Origin of the sequence: Shewanella sp. SACH (assembly GCF_001887095.2) — a bacterium.
Taxonomy (GTDB): Bacteria; Pseudomonadota; Gammaproteobacteria; order Enterobacterales; family Shewanellaceae; genus Shewanella; species Shewanella baltica.
Map to the genome: position 1 here is coordinate 49,128 of NZ_MPDG02000004.1, position 16,070 is coordinate 65,197.

A 16,070-nucleotide genomic window follows, 5' to 3' on the forward strand; every position below is an offset into this window, starting at 1 on the left:
AAAGCAATTGGCTGGCAAAGCTATCTCATCATTTGCTGCGCAAATGAATCCTTGTTATTAAACCGTATTTCACACTAAGTTAGCGTGATCTGAATAAGATTTTGACTATTTTAATTCGTACGCAGTATCAAAACTGCAATAACTTAAAAGCACTGATTCAGACCTAAAACCTCTAAGACTAAATAATCACTTAGTCTCGCAGTTAGGTTTGTTTGAGTTCTAATAACGAGCCTGCACAGTGCTCGGCATCGCCTTAATCCGCAGTTCAACCATAGCATCAAATGCCGTCATTAAGGGTTGAACATCAAGCCGAGGATCAAGGGCGCTTAGCATATAAGCACAAGCTTCTAAGGTCGATAAACTGTCGCTACGACTCGACTTACGGATCCGGTAGCGCGACTCATAACCTTCAGCCAAATGCACCGCAGGATACTGGGTTAACCAAGGATTCAGCTGCAACATCTTAAACGCCTTGCGCCAAGTACCATCGAGTAAGAGCAATACACAATCTGGATTGATAGGCTGCTGTTCAACACTCACACTTTGCTCAGAGGGATAGACGAGATAAATCGGCTTATTACACGCCGTTAAATGTTCCCGTAAACCATTGAAGTCGGCCTCGCTTTCGCCCACATAAACTTGCGTTTCAGCAACAACAAGACTCAATACCCGCACACTATTTTTTTTATGTTCGACTTCACTCGGGTGCTGTAAAACCACCAACTGAGTCATTGGAGAAATAGGCTGAACACTCGCGCACAGGCAAGCATTCAGGGGATAACGACAAATAGCACAATAGTGACGGGACAAGCTTTACCCTCGGTTTGAGTAAGTTATTTTACGAGTATACCAAAGGATAAAGGGGTATTAGGCACAATAAAAAATACCCACAGTTCGCGGTCAAACAAACTGTGGGTAAAGGGTGTGCTCTGTAATTAACGACTTTGTAATTAACCTGTGCCGCGAACTAATGCTCGCCAGCTAACTGCTCTTGATGCCAGTGGTCGAATCGACTCAGCGCCATCATCAACAATAAACCAATAGGAAATACGCCCATTACTAAGGCCACTGCATAAGGTGCGGTTAAATTCGTTTGCTGTACGAGTCCAGCGAGCACGGATGCACCGCTCATCTGAATAAAACCTAACATAGCCGCCGCCGTTCCAGCTCGTTCACCGAAGGCCGACAGGGCCATACTGGTCGCAGGGCCAAGTAAGAAGGAAAATCCCACGCCTAACATCAACATGGGCAACATAAAGGCAAACGCTGCCATCATTCCAGTGCTCGGACCGAATTGCTGACCCGCCACTGTGATAGCGGCAGACAGAACAAGTATGGACAGCGCCAAAATCGTTGTCGGACGATTACCGAGTTTACGAATGACCAGCGGCGCCGTAAAACAGGCCACGATATTAAACACTGCATTGAAACCGAATAGACCACTGAACATGAGTTCAGAAAGCCCTAAATGCCCAATCAGCCACACAGGCGCATACGACACGTAACACAAAATCGCCGCCATCGCCGACATACAAGCAAAGGCATAAAACAAGAAGTGAGTGTTACCCAGTACAGGTTTGTATCGACCCCAACGGTAAAGCGGCCCTGTGGTAACCGTATTGGCAGGTCGAGTCTCGGGTAAGCGATAACCGACAACGAGCAACATCAACATGGCATATAACGTCATGAAAACGAAGGTTGAGCGCCACCCAAATTGCATTGCCAATAAACCACCTAAAGTCGGCGCTAATGCAGGAATAACGCAAATGGCACCATTTAAGTAACTGTAAATCTTAGCGCCTTCTTTTTGATCGTAGCAGTCACGCACCGCGCTAAACACCACGATAGAAGTCGAACAGGCAGCTAAACCTTGCAGCAAACGGGCAATCTGTAACCAATGGAACTCGATAGCCGCAGCGGCTAAAAGGCTGCTCGCACCGTAGAGTAAGACCCCAAAGATTGCCACAGGACGGCGGCCATAACGGTCGGCTAATGGCCCGATCAACACTTGGCCTAAGCCCATGGCGAATAAAAATAATACGATCGTAGATTGCACATCACTGGCAGATACGGCGAATTCTGCCGCCATAGTTGGCATTGAAGGTAAGTAAATATCAATTGCCAATGGGCTGAGAAGCACCATAGACATCAGGATAGGTAATAGATTGCGCCGCATAAATAATCTCAGTTGATCAGGAAAAGGTATTTCAGTGGGCGCTATTTTAATTAACTCAAGGTATGAACAGAAATGGTATAATTTCCAAAGTAAATTTCCTCTGAGGAATATCTGTGAATATCGACAACTTAGCCAGAATCGATCTTAACTTGCTGGTCATACTCAAAGTTCTGCTAGAAGAGCAAAGCGTGACTCGCGCCGCAAGCCGATTACATATCAGCCAGTCAGCCCTCAGCAAGAGCTTAAATCGGCTCAGAGAAACCTTAGATGATCCCCTATTTCAGCGCACGGCCCACGGCTTAAAACCGACGGCACACGCCCTAATTCTTGGGCAAAAACTGCCGAATATTTTGCAAGACTTGTATCAACTCACCCAGCCTCCGACCTTCAATCCCGCCAGTAGCAATCGACAATTCTCCTTTGCCATGGTGGAAAGCGCCTATGAAACCTTAATCCCGTATTTTATTGGCCCTATGCTAACCACGGCGCCCAACGTCAAACTTGACTCCTATGTCTGGACCGAAAAATCGATGCAGGATTTACAACAAGGGCAAATTGACTTTGGTATTTCAGGGCGGGACTTGCATCCATTGTCCGATTTTCAGGTGGATCGCCTGCCCGAAGGGATTGCCTATCAAACACTGTTTACCGATCAACAAGTATGTTTAGTGCGTGAAGACCACCCGCTGATGGCGGCGCTCACTTCAGACCAATGGAATCTCCCACTCTACCTCGACATGGCCCATGTGCAGGTTCGCTGTGAAGGCAGCGATTGGTGGGCGCTGGATTACTTTCTTGCCGATCTCGGCCATCGACGCCGGATCAGTACGACAGTACCCGATTTTTATGGTGCCGCCAGTGTATGCGCCCACAGCGATTTAATCTTCACTCTGCCCTCGAGCTTTGCACGGCACGCCTGCCAGCTCTATCCGCTTAAACTACTGCCCTTACCCTTCGAATTTATGCCCATGGCCTATGTGCTGCTATGGCATCAAAGAAATGATGAAGATCAAGGGCATAAATGGATTAGAGAAACGATTTGTCAGAGTGTGGCTAAGTTATTTACTCCCGCAGAAATGCTTTAACACACCAAATCACCATCAATAAAAAAGCCCGATAAAGCAAAGGCGTTATCGGGCTCTTATCAAAGTGAAGCGCTACAAATAGTGGTTACAGAATAAAGGTCGCGACTTGTGCATTAAGATCATTAGCACGGGCTTTTAATCCACGCGCCTGTGCCAAATCTGCCATGGCCGATGCGGTGATCTCATCGGTCACATCTTTAATCGCAACTGTGTTTTGGGTGATTTCACCCGTCACTTGAGTCTGCTCTTCCGCTGCGGTAGCAATTTGGCCTGCCATATCTGAAATCACGTTGACCGCTTGAGTAATTTCTTCAAGGGCTTTCGCCGCCGCATTCGCATCTTCAACACTGTGACCCGCTAATGCTTGGCTGCTTTCCATCAAGCTGACGGCTCTGGCGGTTGTGCGTTGCAGTGTTTCAATCGTGGTATGCACTTCTTGAGTCGAATCTTGAGTACGACGCGATAACACGCGCACTTCATCGGCGACCACGGCAAAACCACGACCCTGCTCACCAGCACGCGCCGCCTCAATGGCAGCGTTAAGCGCCAACAAGTTGGTTTGTTCTGCAATCCCTTGAATCGTCGCTAGAATGCTTGAAATTGATTGAGCGTGACGGCTCAAATCAGCAATGACATCGGTCGCTTGAGTCACTTCATCGGCCAGCGAATTAATTGAGTTACGGGTTTTATTGACTAACTCTTTACCCTGTAAACTGCTCGCTGCAGATTGTTGAGCCGCCGTTGCCGTGTTTTCAGCATTGGCCGCAATCTCATTGGTGGCACTCGCCATTTCTGTGACTGCGGTCGCGACCATAGCCACTTCCTGTTGTTGACGTTGTAGTTCAGTCACCGAGGTTTGTGTGGTGGCCAGACTACGCTCAGCATCGGCATCTAACTCATTCGCTAACTGGCGAATATGGCTGATCAGCTGATGTTGACTACCAACAAAACGGTTAAAACTGTCGGCAAGCACGCCCACTTCATCTTGAGTGTCGACTGAAATACGCTGAGTTAAATCACCGTTACCATCGGCGATATGCGCCAGTGCCTGCGATACTCGGCTCAATGGACCCAGTAACATGCCTACTAACCAAGAAATCGCTAACACACTCAACAGCAGTGCGAGTGCCGCTAGACCCAGTTGGGTGAATAACAGGCTCGACAGTGGCGCTTCTAGCGTTTCCTTATCAAGCACTAACACTAATTCCCAATCTGTATTGGGGATATCAACGCTCCAAACTAACTTATCGCGTCCTTCATTTTCAAAATACATAGGCAACAGAGTACCCGCTGCACGGCTCTGTTCTGGCAAGTTGCGATTAAGATCGTTGTCGATTTCACCTATAGGTTTCATCGTCTTAGCTTGATCTTTATAAGCGATAACTGTGCCGTCTTTGTGCATCATGATGGCATAACCGTTGGCCGGTAACTTCATCCGATTAACACCGTCAACTAGGCTCGCGATAGATAAGTCACCACCCACAACACCTTGTGTCGTAGGCTGCGCCATAGTCACAACCAGAATGTTATAAGCCACATCCACGTAAGGCTTAGTCAAGATAGGACCGCGTGCACTGATGGCTTGTTGATACCAAGGACGGCTACGAGGATCATAACCAGTACGGTCTACACTCGGATCAGAATCCAGCATTTGCCCCGCTTGGCTCCCAAAATAGGTCAACTGGAAACGGCCAGACGCTTGTGCTTGTTGTAACGTATTTAGGCTATCACCCTCAACTTTGCTCGCCAGTGCCCCCATAATATCTTGGCGGCCGGCCAACCATTCTTGAATACGCTCAGCCTGCTGCTCACCTAAGCGCTGCACTTGTTCTAGGCTGTTTTTTAACAGCTGAGACTTTTGGCTGGAATAACTTTGCCATGACAACAAACCAATCACGAGTGAAAGGGCTACCACGACGGAGAACAGAATTTTTTGCTTGAGCGAATATGAGTTCATGTTGGCGTCTAATTTATTAACAAAGCAGTGAAACAAGAGGGTGTCTGAGCGAGTTGAACGAACATTTAAAACTAATTTAATAAAGCGGCAAACTGAGTTAAAACTGCAGCTTAATCTGAACTGAATTTTCTCATACTCTGTACAGTTCGCAAAGAAATTGCTCAGATTTACATCAAAAAAATTCTAGCAAAAACATATGATTAACTAACCGTTATTCTATACACAACATAGGTGACCACGAGATCACATATCGGGATGATACGTAACAGCCCAATGGCCTCAGAGGTAAAATAAAGTAAATTAATCAAGATTAACGTGACCTAGACGCACTCGCTATTGCACACTAAATGTCCACTGCCTATCGAGGAGTTCTTATGATTTATCAACAGTTCCAACAGAGCCCGTTGCAGACCCGAATTTCTGGCCCACGGGCTTGGTTAGCCATGGCAATTAGCGTTAGCCTTATCTGTTTATCGCTATTTTTATTGCCCTTCGTGCTTTTATTTGGCGCCATTGCGCTCGGTTGTTTAGTCCTGTTTAGCCGTTTTTACATGGCACGTCAGTTGGCTAAATTTAATCAGGCACAGGCAAACGCCAAGCAACACGCCCATGCTGCAGATGAGCCACAGAGCCAGGTTTATGGTTCAGAAACGATTGTTAGGGAATCTAATGCGACCCGCCATCAAGGGCGGACTTTTGAGCATAAAGAGGATGAACACTAGGGCGTGTTGACGGTTCGAGATTAAATTTTGTTCGCTCTAGCAAGCTAGTGATCTCGAAACGAGGTGTGAAGTGTCGTTATTCTACTTAAATGACGAGTAATGTCTGTGCGCGTTTAAGGCTATGAATTTCTGCGGGATCTTGAGTTACCTTAAGTACATTTTCAATCTGTAATGCAAGAGAACGCCAAAGAGGCTCGATAATCTCGGCCTCTTTTTTATTGGCATGTTGTCGCGCCAACTTCAGCAAAGCAGCGGCCCCCACAACATCAATTCGCCCTAACATACCGTCGGCCAGTGCCATACTCAGCTCGATCATCGCAGGCACACTGTGGCCATATTTAATCACTTGGCGCAGATAATCCTCTGCCTGAGTCAAATCACTCCCAAAGGCATTGTCGTCATTGAGCATATGCTGCGCACGCGTCAGCAGGGCATCGAGTTGCCCTTGCTCGGCGGCTTCAGCCATCCAATACTCGCTGGCAATCATATCTCGAGTACAGCCATCACCGTTGGCGAGCATTAATGCCAAATGATACTGGGCGTGGGGATAACCCGCTTGTGCGGCTTTGCTAATAAAATGATAGGCTTGAGTTAGATTTTTTTGCTGATAATACAGCACACCTAAGTTCGCCATCGCTTCGGTTTGCTCACCCTCAGCGGCGCGCTGTAAGTATTGCTGCGCTAATTTGCTATCGGGTTGAAACGACTCACTGCCGACAAGATAAAAATATCCCAATAACGCCATCGCATTAACGACACCCGCCTCGGCCGCCGTCGCAATAAGCTGCTCACCTTTCGCCACCTCTGGCACACCTTGATAACCGTGGATCAAGGCCACACCGTGCTCATGTAACGCTTCCATATGCCGAGGCGCCGCAAGGGCAAACCAATAGGCGGCACGGGCAAAACTGTCAGCGGCGCTGATGTGGGAAGTAAGAGGTGAAACGCCAGAAGATTCTGGATTAGATGTGGCTTCAGCTGAAGTGGCAAACTCTTGATCTTGTTGCAGCTCTTGCTCTCTCAGTATCAGAGCCTTGGTCTTAAAGGATATTCCCACTAGATACTGGGCTTCGGCGTCATCTTCCATCACAGCGCGGTAGCATAAATCCTTCGCCGTCAGAGTATCAGACGCTTCATAACGATAATCAGGTGCGACTTGGCCTTTAACCTTGGGATACAAGTGTTCGACTAGCGCCAAAACATCTTTAATAGATTTTTGCGCCAGCGCGAGCAATTGCGCTTGAGTCAGGTGATATTTTTCAGGATGAGCGCCGCGGTTACCGTCGGCCCGCAATCGATGCAGCGCGCGAGTCGTCTTAACATCGATAACGCGCTGCTGATTTAGTTGCTCGATCCTATCGTATAGATTCGGACTCGAAAACACTATGTGCTTACCTTGCCCCAGTAACTCGGTGAGCTTATGGGTAAAACTGCGAATGTGCAGTAGCGACTGAGTCGGCACATCCTGCACATAGCTTTTTGCCTTGAGGTAGTCATCACTCAGGGAGGCCGAAAAATCTTGGATAAACTCACTATCCTTAATGACCGTTTTCGTCCCCATGAGTGATTCCCTGCAGGCTGAATTGAGTTTGCGCTATTCGACGCTTGGTTTTTTCGACACCATATATAAGCGGAACAAAGCCACGTTAACGAATAAGCCAATGAAAGACATAAAGGTATCCGATAGCATTTGCAGCGGTAATCCGCCCATAGAGGCAGCACCTGACAGCAGATTACCCACCACTGAAAGTGGCAGATAGAGCATTAATAGTGCAATAGTTCTCAGCACGATAGGACCACTAAAGCTAAAACTGCCCTTGATGGCTTCCAGCGGTGTTAAACGCTCAACCACGACCATAAAGTTCACATAGGCCAAACGGGCGAAGAGATAGAAGCTAATAACCAACCCCACCAGCCACACAGGACCGAAGGCGGCAAACAGCATCACTGGCGCTAAAATCGCTAAACCAGAAAACACCCCAGCTAATAATAGTGGTGGAACAAAAGGTAGACTTGCCTTCAGCACCATGCCCGCAGAAGGACTCTGTCCCTGCGAGCGCAGCTCTAAAAACAGTGTCAGGGCGGCGATTAATACCGAAAAGGTGAGCAGTAACAGCATCATGGCGACCATGTGTGGTGCGCCAAACTGTGGATTTTCAAGATCGACTTTACTCATCTCTACGCCAAGCCACAACTGGATCCCTACTTGGATCAAAAGTAATGGAATCGTCAGCATAGCGAGTTGCGCCAGATGATTACGGAAGAAGTTATAGGCTTCTGACAAAATTGCGGACAGTGACATGCGACTTTCCAAATAATTGAAATGAATTAACACTTAGAATTGCGCTAAGGATACCGAAAATCCCGTAGCAATGCACAGCAGAAATCACCAGTGTGAATCGTAAATCACAGAAAACTACTGCAACAAAAGTTGCAAACCCGCTAAACTGTCCTGCGAACACATGCGCAAACCATCAAAGGACGCTTCCATATGAAACACACTCTTACCCTCTCTATCTTCCTCGGCACTTGTATTTTAGCAGCGCCAGCCAGTGCAGGATGGTTAGATAACTTGGCCGGAACTCAAGCCAAAACTGAAAAAGCGGCCACGACGGCGACAGCAACTCAATCAAATGATTTGGTTGGCAGCGTCATGTCACAATTGGGTTTAAACCAAACTCAAGCCGAAGGTGGCTTAGGCAGTTTATTAGGCTTAGCGCAATCTAGCCTAGGGACAACCGACTATTCAAAACTGGCTGCCAGCATTCCTAATGCCGATAGCTTGTTAGCAGCAGCGCCTAAATTGGACTCAAAATCAGGCGTTTCTGGCTTGTTATCCAAAGCGGGGGATTTAGGTTCATCATTGCAAGGCAGTGCGATGGTGTTAGACGCCTTTGAAAAATTGGGCATTTCTAAAGATCTGGCGATGCCGATGATCAACATAGCTAAGTCTTACTTGGATACCAATGGCACTGAAGGCACCTCAGACTTACTGATGAAAGGTCTGAACTCGCTACTGTAATCCCGTTTTATCTCACCCTAAGCAATACACTGCTTAGGGTGAACTTTCGCCCCCCAATCGACTCTACCTTAATATTCCCTCCAACATGAGAACCGCCAAATATGATTGCGAAGTTAAGACGATTCTTTGAAGCACATACGCAAGCAGTCTCCCCTGAAGACAAGGCGCATCAACTTAAACTCGCCGCGGCGAGTATGTTACTTGAAGTGGTGTTTGCCGATGATACCTTAACGGCAGAGGAAGAAGCCTTATTGCCTAAGTTACTGACAGAAACGCTATCAATGTCAGAAGCTGACGCTAAAATACTGATTGATGAAGCCAAAAGCGTGCAAGGTAGCGCGACCTCACTGTTTGAATTTACCTCAGCCATTAACGCTGAATTTAGCCTAGCGCAAAAGCAGCAATTATTGCTCGCGATGTGGCAACTGGCCTATGCCGATGGACAGTTATCCCAATATGAAGACCAAATCATTCGTCGCACCGCTGATTTGCTGTACCTCAAACACAGCGAGTTAATTCAAATGCGCAATCTTGCCATCGCCGCCAATCGACATATTGATCAGGCGCCCCAGTGATTCAACGGTTTAATCAAAGTACCAATCGATTAATCCGCCGCATAAAAAAGCGTGAATGCGAAACGCTATCTCGTTTCACATTCACGCTATAGTCTTAAGACCTTATTGATATCGTCTTTGACTAAAAATGATTTGTCATGCCGCGCAATTTACTTAAACCCAACTCACTTAAATCCTAGTCAGTTAAGTCTTAGTTCGTTAAACACTAGCCAGTTGAACGCCACTCATCAGTTAAACCGACTCAGTAAAGCTCCAGACAATAAAGCACTATGCTCAATTAAATCCTAAGCTAAGGCTTTACCGATTTCGAACCCTGAACCGCGTAACTCCGTCAACTTAGTCCGCAATCCACCCATCTCCATTCTTAATCCTTTCTTGGTCGCTAACTGGGATAACCAACTGGTTTTCTCATCATCCTCAATGGTATCCCACTCATCCAACACTTTGTAAGATAGGCATAATAATGCGGCAAGTTTTGAAAATGGGTCCGAATCCTTAGGGTGATCTTGATATAAAATACCTTCCACCAACGCTGTGGTGAATTTCCAATTTTTGGCCAGCAATGCGCCGATATCGGGTGAATCATATCCAAGCAACTCACGCTCAAATTCATGCTTATCTTTACCCAGCGCCACGGCTTCAGCAATTTTTGCCGCATCTTTAGGTGACACAGCCGCAATGAGTAAGTCGCCAATACGGTGCAAGATACCGCAGGTAAATGCTTCTTCAGGCATAGCACCACAACGTTTCGCCATTTCTTGGCTATAGAGGGCAATCTCAAAGGTTTGCCCCCAAAACTGGGCTAAGTCGATTCCTTCACACTTAGGAACTGCGCCAATGACGGCCGATGCAAGCACTAAAGTACGCAGGGTTTGCATCCCAAGACGCACCACGGCTTCGTCGATCGTACCCACCTCTCGACTGCGTCCATAGTGGGCACAGTTGGCAAGGCGTAATACCCTCGCGCTGATTAAGGGATCGTGCGCAACCTTAGTGGCAATACTTTTTACTGTCGCATTATCATCATTGACTGCGTCTAATAGTTCACTGATCGCCTTGGGTAACCTGGGTAATTCATCCACTCGATTGAGTAACGCAGCTGAATCCATTTTTATGCTCCTTCTGTATGAATGATCAAAATATAGAACACAAACTAGCGCCTCGCTCGCGAGATATAATTAAATATCAGTAATGTGCAATCCTTCTGCGACACCTATTACCGGCCATCAAACTTAAGGTTTACTCCTCGATTTCGCTCAATATTAGTCACACTCCAACATATTCAGCATCGAGATCCACAAAGCTATACACAGGCTGACGGAGAGCGAAAGCGGGATTGAAGCCCTAACGCTAGAGGAGCAACTTTGCTTAAATTGTAAATAAATATTTCAAAAATTAAGTAAAGAGTGATATTGATAAAAAGCTATTAACTCACTGTAAGGAAGCAATATGAGCCAAAACGCACTCGTTAGCCGCACTGGTCTTATCTTAGCTAGTGCTTTAATCACCTTAGGGCTGTTCGTCTTTATGGCGCAGCTCATCAACAATCCACAACCTGTCACAGGACAAGCCTCGGATGCGCCGCAAATCAATATACTGATGGCAGAACGCACGCCGATACCGCCAAAAGAAAAAACTAAGCCAGAACCACCAAAGCCCATTCCTGCGCGGGAGCGTGTGAGTGTCCCTGGTGAAACCAGCGAGTCGTTAACTTTTACTCCTGAGACATTCATGCCCGAAATGCCAACGCAAACCACCCTCTATACGCAATCTGCGATGACAGCCGAAGCTCTGCCAGTTGTGCAAGTGTCGCCTCGTTATCCCATAGATGCGGCGCAAAGTGGTAAAGAAGGTTATGTTGTTGTGGGGTTTGATATTACGGCTGACGGCACTGTGAGTAATGTGCGGGTATTGGACGCAAACCCTAAGCGCGTTTTCGATAAGGCGGCGTTATCAGCGGTGCAGAATTGGAAGTACAAACCGAAATTTGATGCAGGCAAAGCCGTTGCGCAACTCAATCAGCAAGTGCAGTTAGACTTTAAATTAGATCAAAAGATTTAATCCGCAGACGAATCAAAACGCACAAAAAAGCCCTGCAATCTCTTTCGAATTAAAAGAGTTCAGGGCTTTTTGATTGAACTTTTTTCAGGATTACTCAGGAATCGCTAAATCTTGTTTGCGGCTGATGTGGGTCTTTTGCCACCAGAGAAATGGCGCCACCACTAATATCAACACCAACACATAGGACATGCTCGCACCTAGGGCAAAACCTAATGCCAAGCAAAACGCACAACCCAGCGCTACTAGTGGCCAATTATGGCGCGGTAATAACTTAGCGGCCGCTAACATAGCCATCAAATAGATCACCACAAATACGCCGTTGCTCCATGCAATAAGGTGTTCTAACTCTTGTCCAGTAAGATAAGTCAGCACTATCACGCTCGCCATCACAGATAACAGTGCAGCCAGCGCGCGAATTGGTACGCCGTGGGCGTTCTTCACCGCAAAGAAACGCGGCAAAATCCCTTCACAACTAAAGCTCCACACTAAACGTGCCGCACTGGCCGAATACACGTTCACGGTAGCTAATCCACTTGCGATCCCCAACACGCCAATCACTTGCGCGCCGTAACCACCGAGCAACTGATCAAACACGCCGATCATAGCGACGCTTTTATCCGTCGGTACTAACAGTAGTAATAGTGTACAAGCCACATAAATGACGCCCACCAGCACAGTGCCCATCATCATAGCGGGGATCATATCCTGCTGCGGACGGCGAAAATCATCGGCCAGATGGGTCATCGCTTCTATGCCCAAGAAACTCCAAAAAGCGATGCCAGCGGCAATCATCACGGTTGGCATTTCAGGCATACCATGGCTGGCAAGTGTTGTCAGATGACCAGGCTGAAAACTGCTTGCGCCAAATAAGAGGACCACAACGGCCACTATGCACAGCGTTAAGCCAAATTGCAGCTTGGCCGACACTTGAATGCCCCTTAAATTAATCAGGAACAGGCCAAAAATCACTAATACTTCAACACCGACCTTGGACCAACCCGATATCGGCATTAAGGCATTCACAAACTGAAAGGTCATCAAAATCGCGGCGGGGGCGCCCATGGGCACAACAAGTAAAAAGATCAGTCCAATTGTTCGACCAGCGGTGCGACCAAAGGCTTTTTCGACAAAGTAAGCGGGGCCAGCAGCATGGGGAAATACACTCGCTAAACGACCAAAAACCAGCGCCACAGGAATAATGGCTAAGGTGAGCAATATCCATGCGACTAGCGCGCCAGATTGCGCTTTTTCAATTGTCATCTGAGGCAAAATAAACACCCCAGTACCAAGCAAAGTGGTCGCCATCAGACCCGCACCTTGCCAACGACCTATAGTTCCGCTATTTGAATTCATCTGTTAATATTCTGTGGTATTTGAGCTGTCAGTATAGTGAGATTTTGCCCCACAATCTGCCGTTAATTTCAGTGTTCTCCACGTCCAATACCGGCAAAATCACGGCAAATAGCGTTATTTCCATCAAAATGACGGCCAGCTTAAGGTGTGGTGAAATTGTAAGCTCAAATACTCAGTAAATTCTGTTGCCATTCAAACCAATGGCAAAATTGCACACAGATCCAATATAGCCATTTTCACTGGAGTCACCCTTGGATAAATTCGATACCGCCATCATTCATAGTTTGCGTCAGGATGCACGCCAGAGCGTGTCGAATATTGCCGAACAAGTGAACCTTTCCCGCAGCGCGGTAGCCGAGCGGATTAAAAAACTCGAACAGACTGGGGTGATCCGTGGCTATCAAGTGCTCTTGAGTGAGTCGCAAAAAGAAGGGGTGTCGGCTTATTTCGAAATCCAGCATCAATGTCCACGTTGCGCCGACGTAGTACACGTATTCCAAGCGATCCCCGAAGTGATCACTTGCCGTGGTATTTCCGGTGATATGGATTTGCTCGTGTATGTGCATGCGCCCTCGATGCGCCGCCTGCATGAGATCCGTGAATATATCGACACGCACACTGATATCATCAAGATCAAAACCCATGTGGTAATGAGTGAGTGGATTAATAATTTAGGCGAGTAAAGGAAAATCGAGTGGCCCTAAAGCAAGAAACGCCACCCTAAGGAATAGAGGTGGCGAGGCCCATTTGGAGGCAGGGCAAAATATTGAAGTGTAAAATATGGCATCCTTGCCCAGCGACCTCCCTGTTACACAACCAACCGCGACTAGACTTACCCCTTGAGAGCTCAGCCAGCGCCGCAAGGGCCTCATCTACAATGTTTTCCTTTGACATTGTTTCCGCGATCCGTCGATTTCCTTGGTTCTTATCATTTTGTTCGTCTTGAATGAAGCGTTCGCACCTTAAGCGATCGTCATTTGTCCTGTGTACAGTATGAAGTTACGTAGCAACAAAACCCCGATTAAGCTCAAGCAAGCCGTCCCTGCTACATAAGCCCATTTACGTTTCGACGTCGTGGTCATAAACAGGTTCATCGCTAACGGGCCTGATAAACCGAGTCCGATAATCCCTACCCAGAAAATCCAGCCCCAGAAGCCATAACCTAAGGCATTAAAGGCGGCAATTTTACTCTGTCCTCCGGTGAGCAATAAGCCAACGAAGAAGGTAAACAGCAGCACAATCTCAACTAAGATCAGCGGGATTTCAACCTTGTGGATAAAGTGCACCTCTTTGTCATTCGGTTTGCCATTCATCAACACGCCACCGAGTAAAGAAGATGCCGCACCGGAAGACAGCCCTGATGCCAAGAACAGTAAAGGCAGCACAGGATTTTTCAGCATGGGATAACCAGGTAATGCCGATAACAAGAAGCCGGTATACGCGCCCAATGCTAAGGATAGAATCACCAGTAATCCCGTGATCGTCGCCTCAAACCGAGCTAGCAAAGCCGTCAGTTTAAGGACGATAGGGAAACGCGATTCACACCAAGCATCGACAGGTTTGCGGAAGGTTAACCCTATCCACATAAACATAAACACTTGGTAAATCAGCAGAATCAGTACGCCCATCGACATCACAGATTTAGGATTGTAAAACACCAAAATCTTCCAAAAATCGAGGGGTTTAGTTAAGTCTGCAACCAATATGCCTAAGCCCGCCATCACGGCGACTGGGGCGACAATACAGGCGGCTCGCACAAAGCCAGACTGATAGGCGTTTTGCTTCAAAACAAAATGTTTCAACAGTACGGCGAAGAACATAGCCCCTGCTGATACACCCGCCAAAAACAGGTAGATCGCAATCGGCCAATGCCAGACTAAGGTATCAAAATGTAGGGCACTCATAGTATCACCTCCCCAGATTTCGCCAGGATACGGAACAACTTAGGTCGCGTTCCGAGGGCGACTTTCGCGCGTTGAGTTGGATTTGCGCGCAGCACTTGTACTAACTCAGACGTCGGATCTTTTAAATTACCGAACACTAACGCCTTAGTCGGACACGCCTCAACGCAGGCAGGCTGTTTTCCTTGAGCGAGATTCGTCTCACGGCAGAAATCACACTTATCCGCCGCGTGGGTGACTGGGTTGATAAAGCGAATTTTATAAGGGCAAGCCGCAATACAATATTGGCAGCCGACACATTTCCACGCATTGACTGACACTATGCCGGTTTCTTTATCAATAAAGGCAGCGCCCGTTGGGCAGACGTTGACACAAGGTGCATCTTCACAATGCTGGCAAGAGATACGGCTGAAGTGATAATACTCATTCGGATACTCACCGAACGGTCCAGTTTGTTCAATCCTGACTCGAGAAACCCCTTCTGGCACTTGATTGGTTTCACGACATGCCACTTCACATGCGCGGCAACCAATACACTTAGTTTCATCATGAATCATCGCATATTTAATATCTGACTCTGCTTTAGCACCTTCAGCGGCATTCACTGTGGCGAGCAGTGATGCGCCCGTAGCGCCAGCAAATAAGGCACATGTGCCTTTTAGAAATCTTCTTTTTGAATTTTCCATAACCTACCCCTACTGGCCACTATGGCAATTGCGGCACAGCTCACTGCGAACTTTTGGCGTCATATCCGCCATAGGTTCGGTTGGGCTATGTAATTTATGACAGGCGGCACAGGGCACTTTTTGTGCGTGCACATTATGCGTCCATTCGGTTTCACCCAGTTTTCGCTGGGTATGGCACTTGTGACAAACGGCGAGCTGAGTATCAAGCTCCGAGCCATCTTTCATACCAAACACCACGATATCATTCGGCTTTTTAGGGTGGTCGCCTTTTTCGCCATGACAGGTTGAACAGGTCATTTTCATCGCATCTTGGCCGTGATGCCCTAACATTTGACCGTTACGTTTGTGGCACTTCATACAAGTCGTGTCACTGTTAATTTGAAGGGCCGACTCGGCACTTGTCGCACCAAAGCTTAAAAGCAATGCAATTGCACCCAAGCGAATCGACCACAGCCATTGTCTTTTGGACATAGGGAGTCCTCACATTTATTTTGGGAAGGGAGAAGAGGAGTGTCAGGGTTCGGAGTTACCC

Annotated in this window: 16 protein-coding genes; 6 read left to right on the plus strand and 10 right to left on the minus strand. The window is 47.4% G+C overall.

All coding sequences use genetic code 11. The features are described from left to right. Nucleotides 1-219 precede the first annotated feature (219 nt). Both BM607_RS15745 and BM607_RS15750 read right to left on the minus strand, forming a co-directional pair. The gene (locus BM607_RS15745; protein ID WP_071940353.1) at nucleotides 220-810 is read right to left on the minus strand and encodes a tRNA-uridine aminocarboxypropyltransferase; all 591 of its coding nucleotides are present in this window, start codon (nucleotides 808-810) and stop codon (nucleotides 220-222) included. 157 nt (nucleotides 811-967) lie between these two features. Further along, the gene (locus BM607_RS15750; protein ID WP_006079661.1) at nucleotides 968-2,176 is read right to left on the minus strand and encodes a multidrug effflux MFS transporter; all 1,209 of its coding nucleotides are present in this window, start codon (nucleotides 2,174-2,176) and stop codon (nucleotides 968-970) included. A gap of 113 nt (nucleotides 2,177-2,289) precedes the next feature. Here BM607_RS15750 and BM607_RS15755 point away from each other — a divergent pair, with 113 nt between their 5' ends. Next, nucleotides 2,290-3,261, plus strand: a complete 972-nt coding sequence (locus BM607_RS15755; RefSeq protein WP_006079659.1) for a LysR substrate-binding domain-containing protein — start codon at nucleotides 2,290-2,292, stop codon at nucleotides 3,259-3,261. A gap of 85 nt (nucleotides 3,262-3,346) precedes the next feature. On the opposite strand, the gene BM607_RS15760 is transcribed toward BM607_RS15755, so the two are convergent. Further along, complete coding sequence (locus tag BM607_RS15760; RefSeq protein ID WP_071940352.1) at nucleotides 3,347-5,218, minus strand: methyl-accepting chemotaxis protein; 1,872 nt, start codon at nucleotides 5,216-5,218, stop codon at nucleotides 3,347-3,349. A 374-nt stretch (nucleotides 5,219-5,592) separates the two neighbouring features. On the opposite strand from BM607_RS15760, the gene BM607_RS15765 reads away from it, so the two are divergent. Next, complete coding sequence (locus BM607_RS15765; protein ID WP_006079655.1) at nucleotides 5,593-5,940, plus strand: hypothetical protein; 348 nt, start codon at nucleotides 5,593-5,595, stop codon at nucleotides 5,938-5,940. Nucleotides 5,941-6,025: 85 nt separating this feature from the next. On the opposite strand, the gene BM607_RS15770 is transcribed toward BM607_RS15765, so the two are convergent. Continuing rightward, nucleotides 6,026-7,501, minus strand: coding sequence for a DUF4145 domain-containing protein (locus tag BM607_RS15770; RefSeq protein ID WP_071940351.1), 1,476 nt, complete (start codon nucleotides 7,499-7,501; stop codon nucleotides 6,026-6,028). Nucleotides 7,502-7,534: 33 nt separating this feature from the next. After that, a complete protein-coding gene (locus tag BM607_RS15775) occupies nucleotides 7,535-8,242 on the minus strand; it encodes a hypothetical protein (protein WP_071940350.1) in 708 nt (235 codons plus the stop codon). 189 nt (nucleotides 8,243-8,431) lie between these two features. On the opposite strand from BM607_RS15775, the gene BM607_RS15780 reads away from it, so the two are divergent. Both BM607_RS15780 and BM607_RS15785 read left to right on the plus strand, forming a co-directional pair. Continuing rightward, a complete protein-coding gene (locus tag BM607_RS15780) occupies nucleotides 8,432-8,962 on the plus strand; it encodes a DUF2780 domain-containing protein (protein ID WP_006084587.1) in 531 nt (176 codons plus the stop codon). 101 nt (nucleotides 8,963-9,063) lie between these two features. Then, a complete protein-coding gene (locus BM607_RS15785; RefSeq protein ID WP_071940349.1) occupies nucleotides 9,064-9,537 on the plus strand; it encodes a TerB family tellurite resistance protein in 474 nt (157 codons plus the stop codon). Nucleotides 9,538-9,821: 284 nt separating this feature from the next. Here BM607_RS15785 and BM607_RS15790 read toward each other — a convergent pair whose 3' ends face one another. After that, nucleotides 9,822-10,646, minus strand: a complete 825-nt coding sequence (locus tag BM607_RS15790; RefSeq protein ID WP_071940348.1) for an HDOD domain-containing protein — start codon at nucleotides 10,644-10,646, stop codon at nucleotides 9,822-9,824. 340 nt (nucleotides 10,647-10,986) lie between these two features. On the opposite strand from BM607_RS15790, the gene BM607_RS15795 reads away from it, so the two are divergent. After that, a complete protein-coding gene (locus BM607_RS15795) occupies nucleotides 10,987-11,598 on the plus strand; it encodes an energy transducer TonB (RefSeq protein ID WP_071940347.1) in 612 nt (203 codons plus the stop codon). Between the two features lie 90 nt (nucleotides 11,599-11,688). Here the strand turns inward: BM607_RS15795 and yjeH are convergent, their stop codons facing one another. Continuing rightward, nucleotides 11,689-12,951, minus strand: a complete 1,263-nt coding sequence (yjeH, locus tag BM607_RS15800) for an L-methionine/branched-chain amino acid transporter (protein ID WP_071940346.1) — start codon at nucleotides 12,949-12,951, stop codon at nucleotides 11,689-11,691. 251 nt (nucleotides 12,952-13,202) lie between these two features. Between yjeH and BM607_RS15805 the strand changes: the two genes are divergently transcribed. Then, complete coding sequence (locus tag BM607_RS15805; RefSeq protein WP_006079646.1) at nucleotides 13,203-13,634, plus strand: Lrp/AsnC family transcriptional regulator; 432 nt, start codon at nucleotides 13,203-13,205, stop codon at nucleotides 13,632-13,634. A 279-nt stretch (nucleotides 13,635-13,913) separates the two neighbouring features. Here BM607_RS15805 and nrfD read toward each other — a convergent pair whose 3' ends face one another. Genes nrfD through BM607_RS15820 form a run of 3 tightly spaced genes read right to left on the minus strand, consistent with a single transcriptional unit; the run spans nucleotide 13,914 to nucleotide 16,009 of the window. Beyond that, nucleotides 13,914-14,855, minus strand: a complete 942-nt coding sequence (gene nrfD, locus BM607_RS15810) for a cytochrome c nitrite reductase subunit NrfD (RefSeq protein WP_006079644.1) — start codon at nucleotides 14,853-14,855, stop codon at nucleotides 13,914-13,916. Beyond that, nucleotides 14,852-15,538 (minus strand): 4Fe-4S dicluster domain-containing protein, encoded by a 687-nt coding sequence (locus BM607_RS15815; protein ID WP_006079643.1) that lies wholly within the window; start codon nucleotides 15,536-15,538, stop codon nucleotides 14,852-14,854. The genes nrfD and BM607_RS15815 overlap by 4 nt, the downstream gene beginning before the upstream one ends. Nucleotides 15,539-15,547: 9 nt before the next feature. Next, nucleotides 15,548-16,009: a nitrite reductase gene (locus BM607_RS15820; protein WP_011845461.1), complete on the minus strand. Its 462-nt coding sequence runs from the start codon at nucleotides 16,007-16,009 to the stop codon at nucleotides 15,548-15,550. Between the last annotated feature and the right edge of the window lie 61 nt (nucleotides 16,010-16,070).